Genomic DNA, 19,195 nt, shown 5'->3' on the forward strand with positions numbered 1-19,195 from the left:
TCGCCAGCTCAACGAGAGACCTCGAAAGACCTTGCAATACCAAACCCCAGCAGAGAAATTCGAGGCCTGTGTTGCAGCGACAAGTTGAAACCGCACAGCCAACCTGGACGTTTTTAAACAACCGTCGTAAGATCGGAGCTCATCCACATGGCGAATTGCGACTAACGAGACGCGAACGTGGTATCTGGAATGAGCGCTGATTCCAAGGTGGAAATGATTGAACGTGCGCCGATTAACGTACCACAAATTCGGCATGCAACGCACCTGCGGCCTTGATGCTTTTTAGGATGTCAATCATGTCACGGGGGGCGACGCCAAGTGCATTCAATCCTGCGATCACTTCGCTTAGCGACGTGCCGCCATCTACTTCTGCCAGGCCAATAGGCGCCGCCTGATGATGAAACGACCATCGAATGGAAATCGGATTCGACGCGGCGATAACCAAAAGTTGCTGAGTTCGCAATGTTGTCGGAAATCGCCGCTAGTCGGGTTGCGTTTGCAGCAAGACCTGCGACTCCCGCATTGAGCGATGATGAAATTGTCATGAATACGCCTTTCTGCTGTATCAGAATGTTCTTCGACACAACAGTTACCCGTCGGGGCATTAACAGCGCGCTAACAGCTAAAATCTTAAACAGTTCTCCTGAGTGTCGAGGCGCTCACTAGTTTTCTCTAAGCAAAATAACCGAAATTCTGTTGTTGCGCGGGTCACGTGGGTCGTTTGTGATGTGCTTGCGATCCGCGTGTCCTGTCACACGGGCAAGGCGTTTTGAATTAAGTCCATGCGTCTCCAGCAACTCTCGGACTTTGTCCGCTCGATCGAGAGACAGCGCCCAAGTGGCTCTTTCACGCCGTACCAAGTGCACGGTTCGAACATGTCCCTCAATTGCAATGTCGTTTTTGATCAGCTGGCTTGCATCAGCCACCAAACGCACCAGATCAACCAGAATGCGATACGGCTTGTCGCTGTCGTCAACAAAGAGCTGCACATCCTCGGTGTCAAACAGCTCGATAACCAAACCTTCATCAGTCAAGCGCGTAACAACGTGCTTCTTCAGGCTGTCGTTGAGAAAGCTTTCTCCCCCTCCGCCGATTAGAAAATCCTGCACTTCTGCAAGCTGCATCTGCTCCGAATGGCTCCCCTCGACTTCGTTGGATGGTTGGGGCCCACCCGAAAGCGAGGTGGGAAGTCCCCCGACGCCATTATTGGCAAGAAACTGTTCTTTGAGGATGCTGTCCCCGCCAAACATCTCGTTTCCACCGCCCGAGATCCGATTGATTGGTGCCGTCGGGCTAAAATAGTCCGCGATCCCTTTCCGTTGTTTTTCCGTCGTTGCGTTCAACAGCCACATCAACATGAAGAACGCCATCATTGCCGTCACGAAGTCGGCATAGGCGACTTTCCAAGCACCGCCATGATGCCCACCGCCACTGATGATTTTCTTCCGTTTGATGATGACCGGAGCCGCATTTGCGCGCGCCGTCATGTCTCACCACCTATTTCTCACCCAGTGTCGTTTGTAATGGCAGAGATTTAACGCGCGCTTAACATTTTGAATTTTAAGGAACTTGTTCCGTCAATCCAAGCACCCTTGCGTGCCATGGGTGGTGCTGTTCCCGCCAGGTGAACGCAACACGGCAAAAAATTGCCGCATATTTCGCGCATCATCTATGGCCACACACAATACCTTGCGATATCTTCTTGATTATCATCGCTAGAGCGGCTGGTCATAAGAAGCATCGCAACACTTTTTGACGGATTGTTTGAGGATTGAAATGACGCTGTCTGCGCTCCGTCTCAAGATATCATTCTTTTCAAATCTCTTGCTCGGTCTGTTGGCCATGGCGTCGCCTCTTTTTGCGTTTGAAGTGGTTCTGGATGCGCCAAAAGCCGATGAAGAGCTGCGTGACAGAATTAAAGCGTCTTCTTTGGTTTATGCGGCAAAAGCCGAGGAAACCAACGACGGCCAAGACATTTTGGCAGCTGCGCAATCTGATTACAAACGTCTCGTTAGTCTGCTTTACCAACAAGGGTATTTTGGGCCGGATCTCGACATCTATGTGAACGGGCAAGAAGCAACGTCGATATCTCCGTTTGCACAGATTGCGAATGTTCAGCAGGTGCGGATTTCCGTTGATCCCGGCCCGCGATTTAAGTTTGGCAAAGCACAAATAGAACCTCTGGCGCCTGAAACCGAGCTTCCCGAAGAATTTGCCACTGGTCAGCAAGCGTCGCTTGGTGTCATTCAAAACGCGGCGAAGGCTGGTGTGGATGGATGGCGCAGCAATGGCAATGCCAAGGCCAGTGTCGCAAACCAAAACATATCGGCCAACCACGCCAAGGATGAGCTAAATGTTGACTTGAAGCTGGCACCCGGACCCAAAGTGACCTACGGCAAGTTGAATGTGCAGAGTACGTCCAAGGTTCGAGAAGAGCGTATTCGCGAAATTGCGGACCTGCCGTCGGGCGAAACATTTGACCCCCAAAAATCCGCGGAAGTTGTCAAACGGCTCCGCCGCGCGGGCAGTTTCCGTGCTGTTGATCTGAGCGAAGATGAAGCGGTTGGGCCTGGCGAAACTCTGGATATGAACCTGGTCGTGGTTGATGACCTTCCAAGGCGGTTTGGGTTTGGCGCTGAGCTGGAAAGCCGCGACGGAGTCAGCCTGTCGGCATTCTGGTTACACCGGAATATCCTGGGTGGTGCAGAGCGGCTGCGTTTTGACGCGTCGATAGACAATATTGGCGCGCAAAGTGGGGGAACAGATTGGAGCCTTGGGGCGCTGTATACACGCCCCGCAACATTGCGATCGGATACCGATTTTCAACTCAGTTTTGAGGTGAAGCAAGAGGACGAAGATCTGTACTTCTTGCGTCAGGTCGGAACGCAATTTGGCTTTAAGCGCTATATCTCAGATCGTTTCGAAGCCAGTATGGAGCTGGCGTTTCGCGCTTCTGAAGTTGACGATAATTTCGGAAGCCGGAATTTTTTCGTTTACGGAATTCCGATGCGCATCCTTTGGGACCAACGTGATGTTGTTACGGATCCGACAAGTGGCTACTTTTTGGAAGCGGGCGTGATGCCCTATTTGGGTCAAGGTGACGCGGACAACGGCATCTTTATTCAATCTGATTTGCGCGCCTATCAAGGCATTGGGGCAAGCAATAACGTGGTTATGGCGGGGCGGCTTCAATTGGGTTCGATCATTGGACCATCACTGGCAGGCACGCCCCCTGATTTCCTTTTCTATACAGGTGGCGGCGGGACTGTTCGAGGGCAGCCCTATCAATCCAATTTTGTCACCGTCAACGGGATTGACAGCGGCGGTTTGTCATTTGTCGGCTTGTCGGGTGAAATGCGGGTTAGGGTTACTGAGCAAATTTCCACAGTTGCGTTTTATGATGCGGGTTTTGTAGGTGAAACTGCGGATTTCACGGGCGACGGAAATTGGCATTCAGGCGCTGGTTTGGGTTTGCGGTACAACACAGGTTTTGGTCCGCTTCGGGTCGACCTTGGTACACCCGTTTCGGGAAGTACGGGAAATGGAGTGCAGCTCTATATTGGCATAGGACACACGTTTTAATGCGCTGGTTCGCCCTCATAATGCTTCTGGCGGCTCCTACCAACTTGGTTGCACAGGAAGAGGACGACAAAGGAATGTTGACCCGATTTCTGGAATCCTCGCTTTCAGGCGCGGGTCGTGTGGTCGAGGTTGATGGACTGCGCGGGGCTATCAGCTCTGAGGCTACGATTGAGGAAATCCGGATATCCGATGACGAAGGCCTTTGGCTGACTGTCAGCGGTATCAAGTTGAACTGGAGCCGACTGGCTGTTTTGAAAGGCAACATCAACGTTAATGAGTTGTCCGCCGAACGAATTTCGATTGTACGTGCGCCTAAAAGTGAACCGACACCAGAGGCGCCCACTGCCGAAGCGAAACCCTTTTCGCTCCCTGAGCTTCCGGTCAGTGTCAATATTCAGAAGCTGAGCTCAGATCGAATCGAGCTTGGTGAAACTCTCCTTGGGCAAGAGCTGGCGATGTCGCTGGAGACGAAGCTGGTTTTGTTGGAGGGAAATGGTGACGTTGTTCTGAAAGCAACGCGATTGGAGGGGCCAGAAGGCAAGTTCCACTTGGATGCTGCGTTTTCTAATGAAACACGTCAGCTTCGGATTAACCTTGACGCGCGAGAAGACGCAAATGGCATAGTTGCCAATTTGACCCGCCTTCCTGGCGCGCCAGCGATTGATTTGAGTGTAAAAGGGGACGGACCGATCGATTCCTTTACGGCGGATCTGAAGCTGGCCAGCGCGGGTCAGGAACGGTTAGCTGGGCAAGTGGTGCTTTCAACCGAAGCTGCACTGACGCCTGACACGGCGCCGACGCGTGTCATCAAAGCGGATATTTCTGGTGATATGGCGCCGCTATTCGCACCCGAGTACCGAGATTTTTTCGGGGACAAAATTGGCTTGGAAACGCAAGCTCACATTTTTGCTGATGGTCGTACGATACTTGATGGGTTGTCGCTTACGTCTGCTGTGCTGGATCTGCAAGGAAATGCTGCCATCGCTGCTGATGGCCTCCCTGATAGCTTTGATGTGACACTAAATATGGCGGACCCGGACGGAGACCCGATCCTGTTGCCTGTAAGTGGTGCGCAGACATTTCTGAAGAGCGCTGATCTTGAGGCGGATTTTGACGCTTCTGAAGGTGAGCGATGGACGCTGTCAGGAACGGTAGAGGGGTTTCAATCTGAGTCTGTTGATCTGGGGTGGCTTACGATCGCAGGACAGGGACTTATTCATGCCCAGGATCCACGACATGTGTCCGCGTCTGTCACGCTCGATACCCGTGGCGTCGTACTTAGCGACGCTGCCCTCGCTCAGGCAGTAGGTGAAAGCGGAACCTTGTCGACAGATCTGTTTTGGCACGAAAACGAAGGGCTGCAGTTAACCGAGTTTGATTTTCAAGCGGCCGGAATACAAGCCGAGGGGAATGCGAACTTCTCTGGCCTTGGCGGCGATCTTGCGGTTTCGGGCGCGGCGCGCGTGCTTTCATCCGACATTTCTAGGTTCAGCGGTTTAGCTGGTCGGGATTTGGGTGGGGAAATCCTTGCACATGTAGATGGAAGCTTTGCTGCCTTGACGGGGGCATTCGATGTCGATTTGCAAACAACTGGCCGCGATCTCTCTATTGATGACCCTCGATTTGACAATCTGGTTACTGGTGAGACCAAGCTGACGCTGTCCGCTGCTCGCGATTTTGAGAAACTGGATCTGCGGAACTTTGAACTGGATACCGAAGGGCTGGATGCAACTGCGTCGGGCACTTTGGACAGTTCGAACGGGCAAATGCAGCTTTCAGCGACGCTTCATGAAACTTCGGATATTATGGACGGGTTGTCTGGACCGACATCGGTTAAAGGTTCGGCTAAGTTGACCAATGGCGATTGGACGCTTGATTTGGACACAACCGCGCCGGGTAACATCACGGCGGCGGTCGATGCCACCGTTCCCAAAAACGCGATGATCAGTGCTAGCTTTGATATGACGGTTGGCAACGTTGAAATTTTCCTACCCGCCTTGCCAGGATCAGCAGAAATTCACGCGGATGTGGCGCAAACCGGGGCTGGATGGAACGTTGACCTCGACGGATCTGGCCCTTTTGAAACCAGTGTAAAAGGTGATGGGGTTCTTGATCCAAGCGGAACCAATAATGCCTTTTCAGTTTCTGGAAACCTGCCTCTTGCTGCCGCAAATCCCATACTTGCCCCTAACTCGGTCCAAGGGCAGGCGACATATGACTTGAACCTTAACGGTGCGCCGAGTTTGGAAAGCCTTTCTGGGACGGTTCGTACTAATGGCGCACGCTTCTCGTTGCCCGCTATCAGAGCAGCGTTGTCGGACATAAACAGCACAATCACGTTAAATAACGGCACAGCAGGAATTGCCGTTACGACAAACTTCTCCGGTGGTGGCGACATTGCGGCGGATGGAACTGTAAATCTTAGTCCGCCATATAGCGCTAATTTGCCAATCCGACTCAACAATCTGGGGTATCGCGAAGGGCAGCTGTTGGATGTTGTTGTTGACGGAGCCATGCTGTTTTCCGGTCCGCTTACAGGGGGTGGCACAATCTCGGGCGATTTGTCCCTTGAGAAAACAGACATCCAGATCTCATCGGCCGCTTTGGCCGGTGTCGGAGCGGTGCCTGAGATATCCCATGTTGCGGAACCGTCCAGAGCGCTGCGTACGCGCCAACGTGCAGGGCTGATCAAGGAAGCAGAAAAAGAGTCTTCGTCTTCAAATCCATTTGGATTGGACATCAATATTCAGACCGCCCGCCATATCGCCGTTCGAGGAATGGGATTGAACGCAGATTTTGATGGTGGTGTGCGTTTGTCTGGCAACACCAACGAGGTGGTCACGCAAGGCGAGCTGGACTTGATCCGCGGGCGTATGGACTTCTTGACCAAAACGTTCGAGATCGAAGAGGGAACTGTCAGATTGGCGGGGGAGCTTGAGCCTTGGATGCGTGTCGTTGCAATTTCCGAGCAACCCGACGCGACGATACGTATTATTCTTGAGGGTTACTTGGATGATCCAAAGATATTGCTGGAATCCGATCCGGAATTGCCGGAAGACGAGGTCTTGTCTCAGTTGTTGTTTGGGCGTGATCTTTCCAGCATTTCCGGCCTTCAGGCAGCCCAACTTGCAGCTGCATTGGCAACATTGTCTGGTAATGGCCCCAGAGGTCCTCGACTGGGAGAAAAGGCCGGATTGGACGAGCTGTCTTTGACATTCGACGAAGAGGGTTCACCGGGGCTGAGGGCGGGGAAACACATCAGCGAGAACCTTTACACGGAGTTTGAGGTGAACAGCAAAGGTGAAAGCGGAATCAGCCTTAACCTTGATGTTACCAACAACCTGACCGTAAAAGGCAGCGTTGCTACCAATAACAACAGTGCGATTGGTTTGTTTTTCCAGCGAGATTACTAGGTTATTGGAACCTGGTTAGGAGCTGCGGAAACGGTCTTTCTGGTGAATTACATTGCAGTGCGATCGAGTGTTTTTTCACAGAACTTGTTAACGGCTGCATGCAAAAGAATGGTCAGAATTGCCAAAACGATCAGTGCTGCGAACATAAGATCGGTTTTCGCCCGTCCATTCGCCAGCAACATGAGATAGCCTAGGCCTTTGGAAGAGCCGACCCATTCGCCGATGATCGCCCCAATCGGGGCATAGACTGCTGCCAACCGTAGCCCTGATGCAAATCCGGGCAGTGCCGAGGGAATGCGTATATGCCACATGATGCGGGCAGGTGTCGCGCCCATGATCCGCGCTTGTCCAAGCCAATCGGGGTTTGTCCGCATCAGCGCGTCAAAGAACGACGATGTCACTGGGAAGTAGATAATAATCAAAGCCATCGCGATCTTGGAGCCCAATCCAAAGCCAAGCCATAGCGTTAAGATTGGGGCCAGCGCAAATACCGGTATGGATTGGCTAAACAGCAACATAGGGCGTACCAAGGCCCGTGCCATCGGAGAGGCAGCAAGGCCAATGGCAGATAGTCCGCCCAGGACCGCCCCCAGAAGCAAACCGATCAGCACTTCGGACATTGTGATTACCGCATGCTCGGCCAAAAGCGCTCTGCTTGCCCAGATCGTTTCGAACACGAGCGCGGGTGGGGGAAGGATGAATTTTGGCAGGCCAGTGGCCCATACAAGGCCCTGCCACACGGCAATTCCAAATGCTGCCGATGCGACGCCCGCTCGCCAACCCTTCATCTGTCGACCTTGAACCCAAGCCACGAGGCGTCAAAGAATGCACGCTCCAATGCGACCGCTTTTGTAAACGTGATTTGAACGTCCTCGCGTTCTGCTGCCCCGAGTGTTTCCCATGCGGTATCTAGTTGTTTTCGCAGATAAGACACGACTTCGGAGAATCCCTGTCCGCTGTGCAATGTAATCCATTCTCCAAACCAGAATGGCAGGTTTTCGGCTCTATCCTCATGGGGCGTTGCCCATTCCAGATAAACCCACTCGGCAACCACGAGTACTGACAGCATAATTTCGTACCGGCCAGAGAGGCGAGCGCTTGCCATCAACTGTTGAAAGGCCAACGTCTCAGAGGCTTCGGTCTGTGCTTGTGGGACTTCCAGTGCCTCTAGTGCGCGCAGGAAGTAGGTGTTTTCTGGTCCGCAGATTTGCCCAAGAAACTGTGCAGCTGGCACACCGTCGGCCAAATTTGGCGCGTGTGCCACAGCCGATGCCAGCAAGCGCACAAACTCTTCTACGAAAAGGTAGTCCTGTTGCAGATATCCGGCCATCTTTTCCCGGCTCAGCGAACCGTCGACCAATGCATTTGTAAAGGCGTGAGTGGTCGCCGCGGTCCAATCCTCAGCGACCTGCGATCTCAAATAATCTGTTGCTCTCATTGTTTGATCCTCAATTGGTTGAGCAAATCGGCTTGGGCTTTGAGAACGTCGGACGCATCGACCGCTCTGGGTACATTGCCCGTTGGAACAGGTACGTCTTGCAGTCCGGCATCTGTCATAATCACGATCCGGTGCCCCAAGCGCGCGGCCTCGGCCGGGTCATGTGTGACCAAGAGTACTGTACGGTCTAGAAGTAATTCAGCTGCCAATTCTTGCATCTGTGCTCGTGTCAAAGCGTCCAGTGCTGAAAACGGCTCGTCCAACAGGACGATGGGCCGGTCTTCCATCAAGGTTCTTGCCAGAGCTACCCGTTGCCGTTGACCGCCAGATAGTTCGCCTGGGCGCTTGGCGATATGGTCGCGCAGGCCGACCCGCGCCAGAACATCCTCTCCCCGAGTCCAATCAGGGCGCTGAGCACGTAACCTTGCACCGATCAATACGTTATCCAGCGCTGACAACCACGGTAGAAGCAAGTCGTCTTGTGCCATCAACGCGACCCGCCCCTCGAGCGCGCCATCGGACGCACCATAGCTGCCGTCGACGTCTATATCTTTGGTCAGCCCCGCAAATAGCCTGAGCACGGTTGATTTGCCTACACCGCTCGCGCCTAATAGGCATGTCCAAGCGCCTGCTTGTACCGACAGATCAAGGTCGGCGAAGATGATTTGATCACCGATGCGAGCCGATCCTTTTAGGTGTAACGCAGGCGCGGCCATCAGGGATCGAGACCCATGTCCCAGAATCCCACTTCAAGATCGGTCGCCATTGTGAAGCGTTTGCACAAGATCGCCCAGCGAGGGCTGTTGTGGGGATCACTGCCTAAACGGCGCGCTACAGCCGTGTCGATAAGGGCGCCGACATCGCGGCAGACTTGCTGATAATCTTCGCTGGCATAAGTGCTTATCCATTCATTGTAAGAGTCCGCTGTTTTGGATTGCGCCAGTTGCGCTCCAATCTCGCCATAACCCATCACGCAAGGGGCTAGTGCCGCCAATAAATCAAGCAAGTCCCCCGAATGGCCCGCATCCAGCACATACCGGGTATAGGCCAGATTCTCGCGTCGTTCTTCGGTGGCAAACAACGCGGTTTCATCAATTCCTGCCTCGGCACAGGTTTTGATGTGAAGAGCAATTTCTTCGTTGATCAGCCCGTTGACAGTGCCGGCCGCCAGCCGCATTTCCTCTACGGTTTCCGCCTTGGTTATGGCAAGCGCCCATGCGCGGGAAAAATGGATCAGGAAGACGTAATCCTGTTTGAGATAGTGCAGGAATGCTGCGTGCGGTAGGGTCCCGTTTTCGAGACCCTGAACAAAGCTGTGGCGTGTATAGGCAGGCCAGCTTTCGCCTGCCGCAGTGCGCCATGCTTCAAATGTTAGGCCAAAGCTCATTCGGCACCCAGATCAACAGCCAGAGCTGAAACGGGGCGTGTGCCTTCGACCAATCCACTATCTGCCAGAAACTTTTCGAACCGCACATACCGGCCTTCGTCCAGCGCTTCGGGACGCAGCGCAAACCGTGGCAGGGTGTCGACCCAAGCCTTTGCGTTTAACTCGTCATCCAGCTCTGCCGCATAGCCCTTGAACACGTCCCAGCTCTCATCCGGGTTGTTCACAATATACTGTGTGGCAAGTTCGGTGGCGCGAAGGAAGCGGCGCACCATGTCTTTGTCCATGCGGTCGGGGTTGGCGACATAGATAAGTTCGTCATAGGTCGGCACACCTTCTTCTTCAACGTAGAAACACCGACCTTCAACGCCCTCGATTTCCATCTGGTTGAGTTCAAAGTTGCGATAAGCCCCAATCACCGCGTCCACCTGACCCGACATCAAGGATGGTGATAGCGAGAAGTTAACATTCACCATTTCGACATCGTTCAGAGTAACGCCATGTTGACCCAACATTGCGGTCAAAACGGCTTCTTCAACACCGGCGACCGAGAAACCGATTTTGCCGCCCTTGAGCTGGCTGATTTCCTGGATTGGGCCGTCTTTGAGCACCAGAAGGCAGTTAAGCGGCGTCGCGACCAATGTTCCTACGCGGATCAGCGGCAACCCTTGCGCTACTTGCAAATGTTGGCTTGGCTGGTAGCTGACCGCCAGATCACCTTGACCGGCGGCAACCAGCTTAGGTGGCGCCGAGGGATCTGCAGGTGCTACGATTTCGACCTCTAGTCCCTGATCCGCAAAAAGTCCCTTTTCTTGTGCCACAATGATCGGCCCATGATCGGGGTTTACGAACCAGTCGAGCAAGAGCGTCATCTTGTCTTGTGCCACGGCAGGTGTAGCCAGTATCAATGCCGCCGCAGTAATAAAATGTTTCATGAGTTCTCCTTAGTCTCCGAGGGCGAGGAGTTTTATCTTCCCATCCCAATTTTTCGATAGCCGTTCTGCTGCTTGCCAAGCCCTTAGGCCCGAGCGACATGCCAGAACGGCGCGTTGATTTGTGTTTGGCATCGGGCCGTCCGGCCCAAAATCGCTCACGTTTTGCCGCGTCGCCCCGTCCAAAGCTGGTCCCGCTTCGTCTTTGGCACGTAAGTCAATCAAGAAATCCTCGGTGGCAATTTCTCCCGGAGCGATAAAGGCAGGGTTCGCAGCAGGATTGGGGGCGTTGTCAAATCGAAACCCCCCAAACCGCATTGTCGTAGCATCATAGGTTACGAGCTGTCCCAAAACGGATGTTCGACCGCCCAGAACAGCCATCGCCATCTGCGTTTGAAGACTACCGATCACACCGACGCTCGGGCCAAGCACGCCATCCGCATCACATGATCCCAATTGTTCGGGCAAATCCGGAAATACCGCACGCAGGCCCGGTGAGCCGCCGCAAAAACCGCCGACATACCCGTCGGTGCCCACTACGCTGGCGCTGATCAATGGTGTGCCAACCGTCAGACAGTGATCTGACGCGATATAACTCGCAGCAAAGCTGTCGGCGCAGTCCAGAACCAAGTGTACATCCGCGCACAGTTCGGGCGCGTTGGCCGGATCAAACCGTGTTTGATGAGGCTCAATCTGCGTTTCAGCGTTCAATGCTGCCATTGCATCTTTGGTGGCTGTCACTTTGGGCTGACCGATATCGTTTTCACGAAACAGCGTCTGACGGTGCAAATTCGAAAGGCTTACAACATCGCTGTCCACCAGCCGGATAAACCCGACGCCTGCGCCAACTAGGTATTGTAAGACGGGCGACGCAAGCCCGCCCGCGCCAATCACCAAGACACGTGAGGCGCGCAGGCGGTCGTGCTGTTCTGGTCCTAGAACAGCGATCTGGCGCGCGTATCGGTTCACTGGCAAACCTCCAGCCACTCGCATACACGCGCTTCGGGATCGTCTTTTAACGTTATGTCTGTTACCGCTGATACGATGTCTGCGCCTGCATCAAATGCGCCAAGTGCGCGTTCAACGGACATGCCGCCGATTGCGACCAGTGGGATTTCTCCAATTGCCGCTTTCCACTCGGTCAGTTTCTCAACGCCCTGTTGATGCCACTTCATTTTCTTGAGAATAGTCGGATAGACTGGCCCCAAGGCGATATAGTCGGGCTTCAATGCCAATACCCGGTCAAGCTCATCCTCGTCATGCGTAGACACGCCCAGCTTGATCCCCGCGGCGCGTATGGCTTCGACATTCGCTTCGTCCAGATCTTCTTGTCCCAGATGCACCCAATCACAGCCCAGTTCGATCGCCAGTTGCCAATAATCATTGACCACCAGAACCGCACGATGATGTTGGCACAGATCACGCCCCTCGGCGAGCTGTGCGCGCACCACCTCTTCGGGCTTATCTTTGATCCGCAGCTGGACCAGTTTCACGCCCAACGGCAGCATTCGGCGCAACCAGGACACATCATCGAATATCGGGTAAAACGCATGTAAGCTCATGAGAACGGCATCCCCAGCACAGGCGTTGACGGTGCTGCCATATCGCGTGGCTCCATCGGGTCGGCAGTGGCTGCTAAAGCCCCTGCCTCAACCGCTTTTGCAAACCCTTCAGCCATCGCTGCTGGATCACCGGCTTTGGCCACGGCCGTGTTAAGAAGCACCGCGTCATAGCCCAGCTCGATAGCATGTGCTGCCTGGGATGGGAGGCCAAGCCCGGCATCTACCACCAGCGGAGTATCCGGGAAATGCGCGCGAAGGGATCGCAGGCCATAGAGGTTATTCAAGCCCAAACCAGTACCAATTGGCGCACCCCACGGCATCAGCACTTGGCACCCAGCTTTAACAAGCCGTTCACACAATACCAAATCTTCGGTGCAATATGGAAACACCTCAAACCCGTCATCGCTTAGTGCTTGCGCAGCTTCAACTAGTCCGAAGGGATCCGGCTGTAACGTGTCTGAATGGCCGATCACTTCAAGCTTGATCCAGTTGGTGTCAAACAATTCTCGTGCCATCTGGGCTGTGGTGATCGCCTCGCGCACGGAATGGCAACCGGCGGTGTTTGGTAAAATTGCCACGCCCAGTTCTTGGATCAAGTTCCAAAACGCTTGTCCCGCCTGGTCTCCGCCCGCTTCACGGCGCACGGATACGGTGGCGATCCCGGCACCCGATCGGCGAAACGCATCCGCTAAGATGGCAGGCGACGGGTATTGTGCCGTGCCCAGCATCATGCGTGATGCAACTTCTTTTCCGTAGAAAACTGGCATCTTACCCACCTTGCCTTGGCGCCACAATCTCTACGCGATCCCCATCGTTCAACACCCGCGTCGCTCTTACGCCAACAGGTACAAAATCTTCGTTCACGGCGGTGGCTACTTTGGCCGTGTCTTGCCCCAGCTCTTCCAGCAGATCGGCCAATGTGGGTCCGGTGGCTTCTATCGCGCCCCCATTAACGATAATCTTCATACCAATCCTCCGGTTCCGTGCCTTCAATCACCATCAAGGCTGTCATTCTCGCCAATGCGGGCGCAAGCAGGTAGCCGTGTCGAAACAGCCCATTCGCATAAATTCGGTCGCCGATGCGCCGAATGCGCGGCTGGTTATCTGAAAAGGCCGGGCGCGCATCGACGCCGATTTCCAGCAATTCAGCCTCGCCAAAGGCGGGGTGAAGCGCGTAAGCGGCATTCAACAGTTCCATCACCGAGCGAACGGTGGCGCGCGTACGTTCGCCGCTTTCGATCTGAGTCGCACCAAGCATGAAAACACCGTCTCCGCGTGGTACGATGTAGAGCGGAAAGCGTGGGTGCAGCAGGCGTACTGGGCGCGCCAATTGCACATCCGGGGTGCGCACAATCACCATCTCGCCTTTGACCCCGCGCAGCCCGTCCAAATCGGACCTTGCGGCTAGTCCCCGGCAATCGATCACCTGACCACGCGAAGCGCCCTTGGTCACGAACTGCACGCCTGACGCCGCCAGACGGTCATAAAGGCTGGTCAGGGCGGGGCGTGGGTTCATGTGCCCTTCGCGCTCCACAAAAAGCGCGCGCGTAAATTGTTCTGCCAAGTGCGGTTCAAGGTCGGCGATCTGTGCAGCATCCAGCCATTGCGCAGCCGGAACGCGACGGGCAAATGTCATTAGCTCACTTTGGTCCCGCCCCGACGCGACGATCAGCGTGCCGTTATGCGTGATCTCAACACCTTGATCAGCCCACCATTGTGCCGCCTTGCGCCCTTGGCGTACTACCGGCTCTTCGGCCAAAGCACCCTCGCATTCAGCCGCGAGCATGCCACCAGCCCACCAGCTACAGGCGTGTTCTCCGGGGCGACCTGCGGGGTCGATAACCGTTACACCGGCCCCCTTAGCTAAAAATTCAGAAGCCATAGCGAGCCCTGCCACGCCTCCACCCAATATGGTGATATCCTGGCTCATGCCCACATCCCATGGAAGTGGTGTACGGGACCATGGCCTTGGCCGACATTCAGCTCATCTGCTCGCAAAATGGCCTGATGCAACCAGCCATGCGCAACCCGCGTCGCATAAGGCAGAGACCAACCCTTGGACAATCCCGCGGTGATCGCCGAAGAGTAGCTGCACCCGGTGCCATGCGTGTTTGTTGTATCTATCCGTGGCGCGGCAAGCTGAACCGAATAGTCTGCGCTTGACAACCAGTCAGTGCAGATTTCCTCATTCGCATGCCCGCCCTTCATCAAGACGGCTTTTGAGCCCAATGACAACAAGCGGTCGCTCTGATCCAGAGCCTCACCATTGCCAACCAGCTTGGTCGCCTCAGGCAGGTTTGGAGTGACCAATGTAGCGCGGGGTAACAGATGTTTCTTTAGCGCACCCACCGAGTGATCCGCCAATAGCGCAACGCCCGACTTGGCAATCATGACCGGGTCGAGCACGACGGGGCCGTCAAAATTTCGCAAAGAATGTGCAACTGTCTCGATCAAGGACGGCGAGCCCAACATGCCAATCTTGATCGCATCTACTGCAATGTCATCCAGAATGGCTGCAATCTGACCAGCGACCACATCGTCAGGAATGGCATGCACCATGGTCACATCACGGGTGTTTTGCGCGGTTACCGCTGTAACGACGCTACATCCGTAAACACCCATCGCGGAAAATGCCTTGAGATCAGCCTGAATGCCGGCCCCACCACCCGAGTCTGACCCCGCTATCGTTAATGCAATCGCCAATATCACGGCCTTTCCGGAATTTGGCTAGAACAAAAGGGGAAAGGGTGGCTATCTTGGAGCCAAATCCTGTTCCCTCCGCCGGTTCTAGCCGGTTCAGGTTCAATGGGTTCGCTTTCGCATCTCAGCCCCAATAGCAAAGGGCACCCCAACAGTCCCGAAATCGATACTACTCTGTGATCCCGGCGTCAATCTCTGGTCTTAAGCGTTGCTATGAGTGGGACATTGGGGTTTTGGGATTGGGGTTGAATACTTAGCCACTAATCCACAGGTAGATAATTGAATCGAAAACTGGCGAGAAACGAGGTTTTTGAAAGTCTATGATCTGGAAGGATTCCCAAATCTGACGCACTTGAGCAGTGTTCCCCCCGAAAATGGTGCGGCTGAAAAGTTATCTTTGTGCCCGTCGATGTGCTGGTTGGAGTGCACCGTTCAGAGGCATTTAAGGCAATTAACCCTAACGCCTTTATTCCTTGGCTTGAGCTGAACGACGTAAGATGCACCTTGCATTGCAATATTATCAAGGAATATTTTGATGTTTACTTTGAAGCACCAACTCTAATTCAAAGAACAGTTAGGCAATGAGCGGGGGTCAATGATGGTTTCGCGCGGCAAAAACGGATGCTGAATGCCAGCGGTACGATATTTATAATGCTGCCGCGGAGTTAGGTACCGATTTGGAGGTTGATCAAGGGGCCAAATGGGCGGATAGCAAAAAAGTTGCGAGTAGAACAATGATCAACTTAGATTCTGTTCCATCGGAAAACGATTATCTAGCCGTCGGCGCATTTTTCATCGCTGACATCATACAGTTTTCTGGACTGACCCGCGCTGATTTTGCCAATGTCGCTGTACGGTCGTCGATTGCCGCCTATTTCTAGATTGTAACTTAAGCGAACAGGACTCGTAAAATGGATCTTAACTCAGATTTTTCGTCCCGTGTCATTGTACATTCTGAAAACCTTGAATGGAAACCGTCACCCATGCCCGGCGTCGACAGACGCATGCTGGATCGAATTGGCGAGGAGGTTGCCCGCGCCACGACAATAGTTCGATATGCGCCGGGCAGCAAATTCCCATCTCATACACACTCTGGTGGAGAAGAGTTCGTCGTTTTGGAAGGAGTTTTTCAAGACGAGCATGGTGACTTCCCAGAAGGAACTTATGTGCGGAATCCGCCAACAACAAAGCATACTCCGGGTTCAGATTCTGGCTGTACAATATTTGTTAAGCTTTGGCAGTTTGATATGGAGGATCGCAATCAATTTCGAAAAAACATGGTGGAAGAGCTTGCTCAGGTTGTGAATGGTGTTGCGACGGCATTGTTGCATCAGGATGTTCGGGAAACGGTTAGTTACAGCCATGCAGACGCTGGCGCCTTAATCCATTCTTACGCAGCAGGCGGTATTGAGGTGTTGGTTATCGGCGGATCAATAACGGTTGGACTGGACAGGCTGGAAAAAAACGCCTGGCTAAGACTACCGGAGGGCGAGGAATTCTCCGCGATCGCTGGGAAAAATGGTGCAAAAATCTGGATGAAAACGGGCCATTTGCCATTTGCGGAAGCGCCGTTGGTGTGATGCGTCTCGTGTATGGTGGCTGATGTCTTCTGGTTAACTTGCGGTAAGACTTTTCTAACACCTTTTGCATTTGGTTTAAGATGAAGTTCGTCGATTACCGCGACTCTAAAGCAACAGCTAACGCTATATGGTTCGAATGGATCGGGAAAAATATTCTAGCGACGGCACAAATGGTCAAGCCTCAATGGGAAAAGACACCAAAGGCGCGTTGGTAGATGTCGCAAAGCATTCGGCGTGCGCACGCAGGTTCGACGGATTGACCTAGGTAGATCTTGCTCAAGTGGGTGGTATTCGTAAAGCCTCGATTCACTACCATTTTCCAACAAAAGCCACTCTGACTGCCGCTTTGATAGATCGTTCTTGCATCAATCTTCGGAGCCAGTGTCAAACAATGCGAAAGAGCTTGCTGGGCTTGACCGAATTATTTCGGTAAGTGCAGAACACTGGCCAAACGCTTTGCTTTCGCGTGTCCTTGACAGTGAGTCGCGAGAGTCTGAGCGACGAAGTGAAAGACAAAATCAACCTATTTCGAGCGATGATGGTCGAGTGGACCTGTCGGTTTTTGAGGCTGGCAATTCTGATGGAACAAACTCTGGTGTCGTCGTCGTCGTCGCCTAAGCACGTGCAACATTAGCGCTTCTTGAGGGTACTCTTCTTGCGGCGCGGGCCGAAGAGGATGTAGAGGCGTATGATAAAGCTGTTAAAAAAAACCGTTGCGATGTGAATAATGTTATTTGCAGGCGTTGAGAGATCTGAGGTCTAGAAATTCGATCCAAGTATAGCACTTTGAAATGGAACGTCACTTAGCCCTTCCAAAGACCGCCAATTTCCCGCTGCGACACTCGTGTCGCAAAGACGAGAGCTATAATCCATCCCGTTATGACGGCCGCTGCGGTTCCGAGCCATACGCCGATTTCCTGGAAGTTCATAAGCCCAATAAAGACCCAAACAAAGAAGGCTACTCCAAACCCTTGGCGATATAGGCTGATCCAAACTGTCCAAATCGGACGTTTCAGTGCCTGTAAGAGGGAATTTATCGAAAACAGCATCATGTAAAACGGTAAGACAAGGCTGTCGACCCGTAGGTAACTGAGGCCCACACTGATCACTTGTGGATCATCCGTAAATAACCCCAACACGGGGCGCCCAAGTATCCAGAGTAAGGGCGCCGCAATTGCGGTCATAACGAAACCGATCTTCCAACAGAAAAACACTGCTTCGCGGACGCGCGTGTATTCACGTGCTCCGAAATTCTGGGATGCGATTGGCAATAGCGCACCGGTCATGCCCAACACTGGCAAAAGCAAAATTTGTTCGAGCCTTATCGCGACACCGTAGCCTGCGATTGCGTGCTCTCCAAATATTTTCAAGGCAAATTGCAGGACAAATCCTGACAACAACATTACCGTGAACGATGTGGCCGTAGGTAAGACTTGCATTGATATTTCGCCAAAAATTTCACTCCGCGGAATGAAGCTTCTGGGCCGCATTCGAGCCATCCGGCGTCGTCTGAGGACTTGCCGAATGAGGAATAACATGACACCTGTTTGGCTGATCACTGTCGAGATCGCGAGGCCTTCAAAGCCAATGCCAGGAACAAGTCCGGGAATTCCAAAAATTAGCAAAGGGTTTAGCGCGATATTCGCAAAAAATGCCACAATTAGAGCACGTTGCATAGAGACGGCATCACCGTGTGCCTGTAGGATACCATTGCAGGAAAACGCCAGAAGAAACCCAGGTAGTGCAAGGAGAAGCCAATAAAAGTAGCGCAGCCCAGCATCCCGATAAGCGCCGGGTTCTGAAACCAATTCGATTAGCGCAGGGCCATACCCAAGGCCAGCAATGGCCAGCAAGCAAGAAGCGATAAAACCAAAGCTCATTCCTTGCGCGGCCAATCGGCGCGCCTTGCGATCATCGCCTGCACCCAAGGCGTTTCCGACAAGTGCGCTCATCGCGGACCCAAGTCCGACTCCGACTGAAATCGCAATGAAGAACGCCTGAAATCCAAGTGCTAGTCCAGCCTGTGCACTGGTGGACAAAAGTCCGGCGAAGAACATGTCGACGACATTATATAATGTATTGAACAACATCCCGATTGCACCAGGGATAGCCAAGGTTCGAAAGTGGGACGAAATCGGCCCGCGTGTTAGATCGAGGTCTGTGTGAGTTGCCATTTTAGTAGGGTATCATGTGCGCTCAGCTTCAACTGGTAGAAAAACGAATTCGGGTGAAAAACTTCCTTAACACCACGGAACAGCTTCGTTTCGACCTCATCTCGCCTCCAGCAGGCAAGCCAAATCTAGTCTTGCCAAAATTTTACCCTGCTTTTGCGTACAACGAACACCTTGAGGCCCAGCAAGTCTGTCGTCTGGAGGTTTCCGACACAAGGGTCGATCTTCGAGACGAACGTCTTTCGGTCGCCGTTTTTGAACGTCTCTCTTTCTCGGCGCACGGTAGCTCCAAAATCTGCCGGTTAGTGACGCCAGCCTCTTGCGAAATCCACTCAGGCTGTCAACGGCGGATTAAAAACCTGCCAGTGTGGCGGAGTAAAAGCCGGCCATTTGGCGTGACGATGGCTTAGGCGTTTTTCTGATGGATTGAGGG

17 protein-coding genes, 2 pseudogenes and 1 riboswitch are annotated in these 19,195 nt (G+C 53.4%); of the genes and pseudogenes, 4 read left to right on the forward strand and 15 right to left on the reverse strand.

The genetic code is table 11. The annotated features are described in order from the left end of the window. Positions 1-232 precede the first annotated feature (232 nt). The 3 genes and pseudogenes from CLV88_RS22245 to CLV88_RS22255 all read right to left on the reverse strand — a co-directional run. Positions 233-382: pseudogene (locus CLV88_RS22245) on the reverse strand (flagellar basal body P-ring protein FlgI); the annotation flags it as partial. Continuing rightward, positions 363-545, reverse strand: a pseudogene (locus CLV88_RS22250) (flagellar basal body protein); the annotation flags it as partial. The pseudogenes CLV88_RS22245 and CLV88_RS22250, both read right to left, overlap by 20 nt. Positions 546-662: 117 nt before the next feature. Next, positions 663-1,487: a flagellar motor protein MotB gene (locus CLV88_RS22255; protein WP_106610608.1), complete on the reverse strand. Its 825-nt coding sequence runs from the start codon at positions 1,485-1,487 to the stop codon at positions 663-665. Positions 1,488-1,776: 289 nt separating this feature from the next. Here CLV88_RS22255 and CLV88_RS22260 point away from each other — a divergent pair, with 289 nt between their 5' ends. Beyond that, positions 1,777-3,582: an autotransporter assembly complex protein TamA gene (locus CLV88_RS22260; RefSeq protein WP_106610609.1), complete on the forward strand. Its 1,806-nt coding sequence runs from the start codon at positions 1,777-1,779 to the stop codon at positions 3,580-3,582. Then, positions 3,582-6,995 carry a translocation/assembly module TamB domain-containing protein gene (locus CLV88_RS22265; RefSeq protein WP_106610610.1) on the forward strand — a complete coding sequence of 1,138 codons (3,414 nt, stop codon included), beginning with the start codon at positions 3,582-3,584 and terminating at the stop codon, positions 6,993-6,995. The genes CLV88_RS22260 and CLV88_RS22265 overlap by 1 nt, the downstream gene beginning before the upstream one ends. Positions 6,996-7,042: 47 nt before the next feature. Here the strand turns inward: CLV88_RS22265 and CLV88_RS22270 are convergent, their stop codons facing one another. Genes CLV88_RS22270 through thiD form a run of 11 tightly spaced genes read right to left on the reverse strand, consistent with a single transcriptional unit; the run spans position 7,043 to position 15,017 of the window. Next, positions 7,043-7,783 (reverse strand): ABC transporter permease, encoded by a 741-nt coding sequence (locus CLV88_RS22270; protein WP_106610611.1) that lies wholly within the window; start codon positions 7,781-7,783, stop codon positions 7,043-7,045. After that, positions 7,780-8,433: a TenA family protein gene (locus CLV88_RS22275; RefSeq protein ID WP_106610612.1), complete on the reverse strand. Its 654-nt coding sequence runs from the start codon at positions 8,431-8,433 to the stop codon at positions 7,780-7,782. Before CLV88_RS22275 ends, CLV88_RS22270 begins: the two co-directional genes overlap by 4 nt. Beyond that, positions 8,430-9,152, reverse strand: a complete 723-nt coding sequence (locus CLV88_RS22280) for an ABC transporter ATP-binding protein (RefSeq protein ID WP_106610613.1) — start codon at positions 9,150-9,152, stop codon at positions 8,430-8,432. The genes CLV88_RS22275 and CLV88_RS22280 overlap by 4 nt, the downstream gene beginning before the upstream one ends. Continuing rightward, positions 9,149-9,820, reverse strand: coding sequence for a TenA family protein (locus CLV88_RS22285; RefSeq protein WP_106610614.1), 672 nt, complete (start codon positions 9,818-9,820; stop codon positions 9,149-9,151). Before CLV88_RS22285 ends, CLV88_RS22280 begins: the two co-directional genes overlap by 4 nt. Continuing rightward, complete coding sequence (locus tag CLV88_RS22290; protein WP_106610615.1) at positions 9,817-10,752, reverse strand: ABC transporter substrate-binding protein; 936 nt, start codon at positions 10,750-10,752, stop codon at positions 9,817-9,819. Before CLV88_RS22290 ends, CLV88_RS22285 begins: the two co-directional genes overlap by 4 nt. Before the next feature lie 9 nt (positions 10,753-10,761). After that, entirely contained in the window at positions 10,762-11,718 is a 957-nt protein-coding gene (locus CLV88_RS22295) for a HesA/MoeB/ThiF family protein (RefSeq protein ID WP_106610616.1), read from the reverse strand. Further along, a complete protein-coding gene (locus CLV88_RS22300; protein WP_106610617.1) occupies positions 11,715-12,311 on the reverse strand; it encodes a thiamine phosphate synthase in 597 nt (198 codons plus the stop codon). Before CLV88_RS22300 ends, CLV88_RS22295 begins: the two co-directional genes overlap by 4 nt. Then, positions 12,308-13,078, reverse strand: a complete 771-nt coding sequence (locus CLV88_RS22305) for a thiazole synthase (RefSeq protein WP_106610618.1) — start codon at positions 13,076-13,078, stop codon at positions 12,308-12,310. Before CLV88_RS22305 ends, CLV88_RS22300 begins: the two co-directional genes overlap by 4 nt. 1 nt (position 13,079) lies before the next feature. Continuing rightward, complete coding sequence (gene thiS, locus CLV88_RS22310) at positions 13,080-13,277, reverse strand: sulfur carrier protein ThiS (protein WP_106610619.1); 198 nt, start codon at positions 13,275-13,277, stop codon at positions 13,080-13,082. Then, positions 13,261-14,241 carry an FAD-dependent oxidoreductase gene (locus CLV88_RS22315; protein WP_106610620.1) on the reverse strand — a complete coding sequence of 327 codons (981 nt, stop codon included), beginning with the start codon at positions 14,239-14,241 and terminating at the stop codon, positions 13,261-13,263. The genes thiS and CLV88_RS22315 overlap by 17 nt, the downstream gene beginning before the upstream one ends. Continuing rightward, positions 14,238-15,017, reverse strand: coding sequence for a bifunctional hydroxymethylpyrimidine kinase/phosphomethylpyrimidine kinase (thiD, locus tag CLV88_RS22320; protein ID WP_106610623.1), 780 nt, complete (start codon positions 15,015-15,017; stop codon positions 14,238-14,240). Before thiD ends, CLV88_RS22315 begins: the two co-directional genes overlap by 4 nt. Before the next feature lie 50 nt (positions 15,018-15,067). Then, a riboswitch (TPP riboswitch) is annotated at positions 15,068-15,172 on the reverse strand. A gap of 573 nt (positions 15,173-15,745) precedes the next feature. Here thiD and CLV88_RS23115 point away from each other — a divergent pair. Next, positions 15,746-15,892, forward strand: coding sequence for a hypothetical protein (locus tag CLV88_RS23115; protein ID WP_165798979.1), 147 nt, complete (start codon positions 15,746-15,748; stop codon positions 15,890-15,892). Positions 15,893-15,922: 30 nt separating this feature from the next. Next, positions 15,923-16,591, forward strand: a complete 669-nt coding sequence (locus CLV88_RS22325) for a cupin domain-containing protein (protein ID WP_106610621.1) — start codon at positions 15,923-15,925, stop codon at positions 16,589-16,591. 803 nt (positions 16,592-17,394) lie between these two features. On the opposite strand, the gene CLV88_RS22330 is transcribed toward CLV88_RS22325, so the two are convergent. Beyond that, a complete protein-coding gene (locus tag CLV88_RS22330) occupies positions 17,395-18,765 on the reverse strand; it encodes an MATE family efflux transporter (protein WP_106610622.1) in 1,371 nt (456 codons plus the stop codon). Positions 18,766-19,195: the final 430 nt, after the last annotated feature.

The organism is Shimia abyssi (assembly GCF_003014475.1).
Classification (GTDB): domain Bacteria; phylum Pseudomonadota; class Alphaproteobacteria; order Rhodobacterales; family Rhodobacteraceae; genus Shimia; species Shimia abyssi.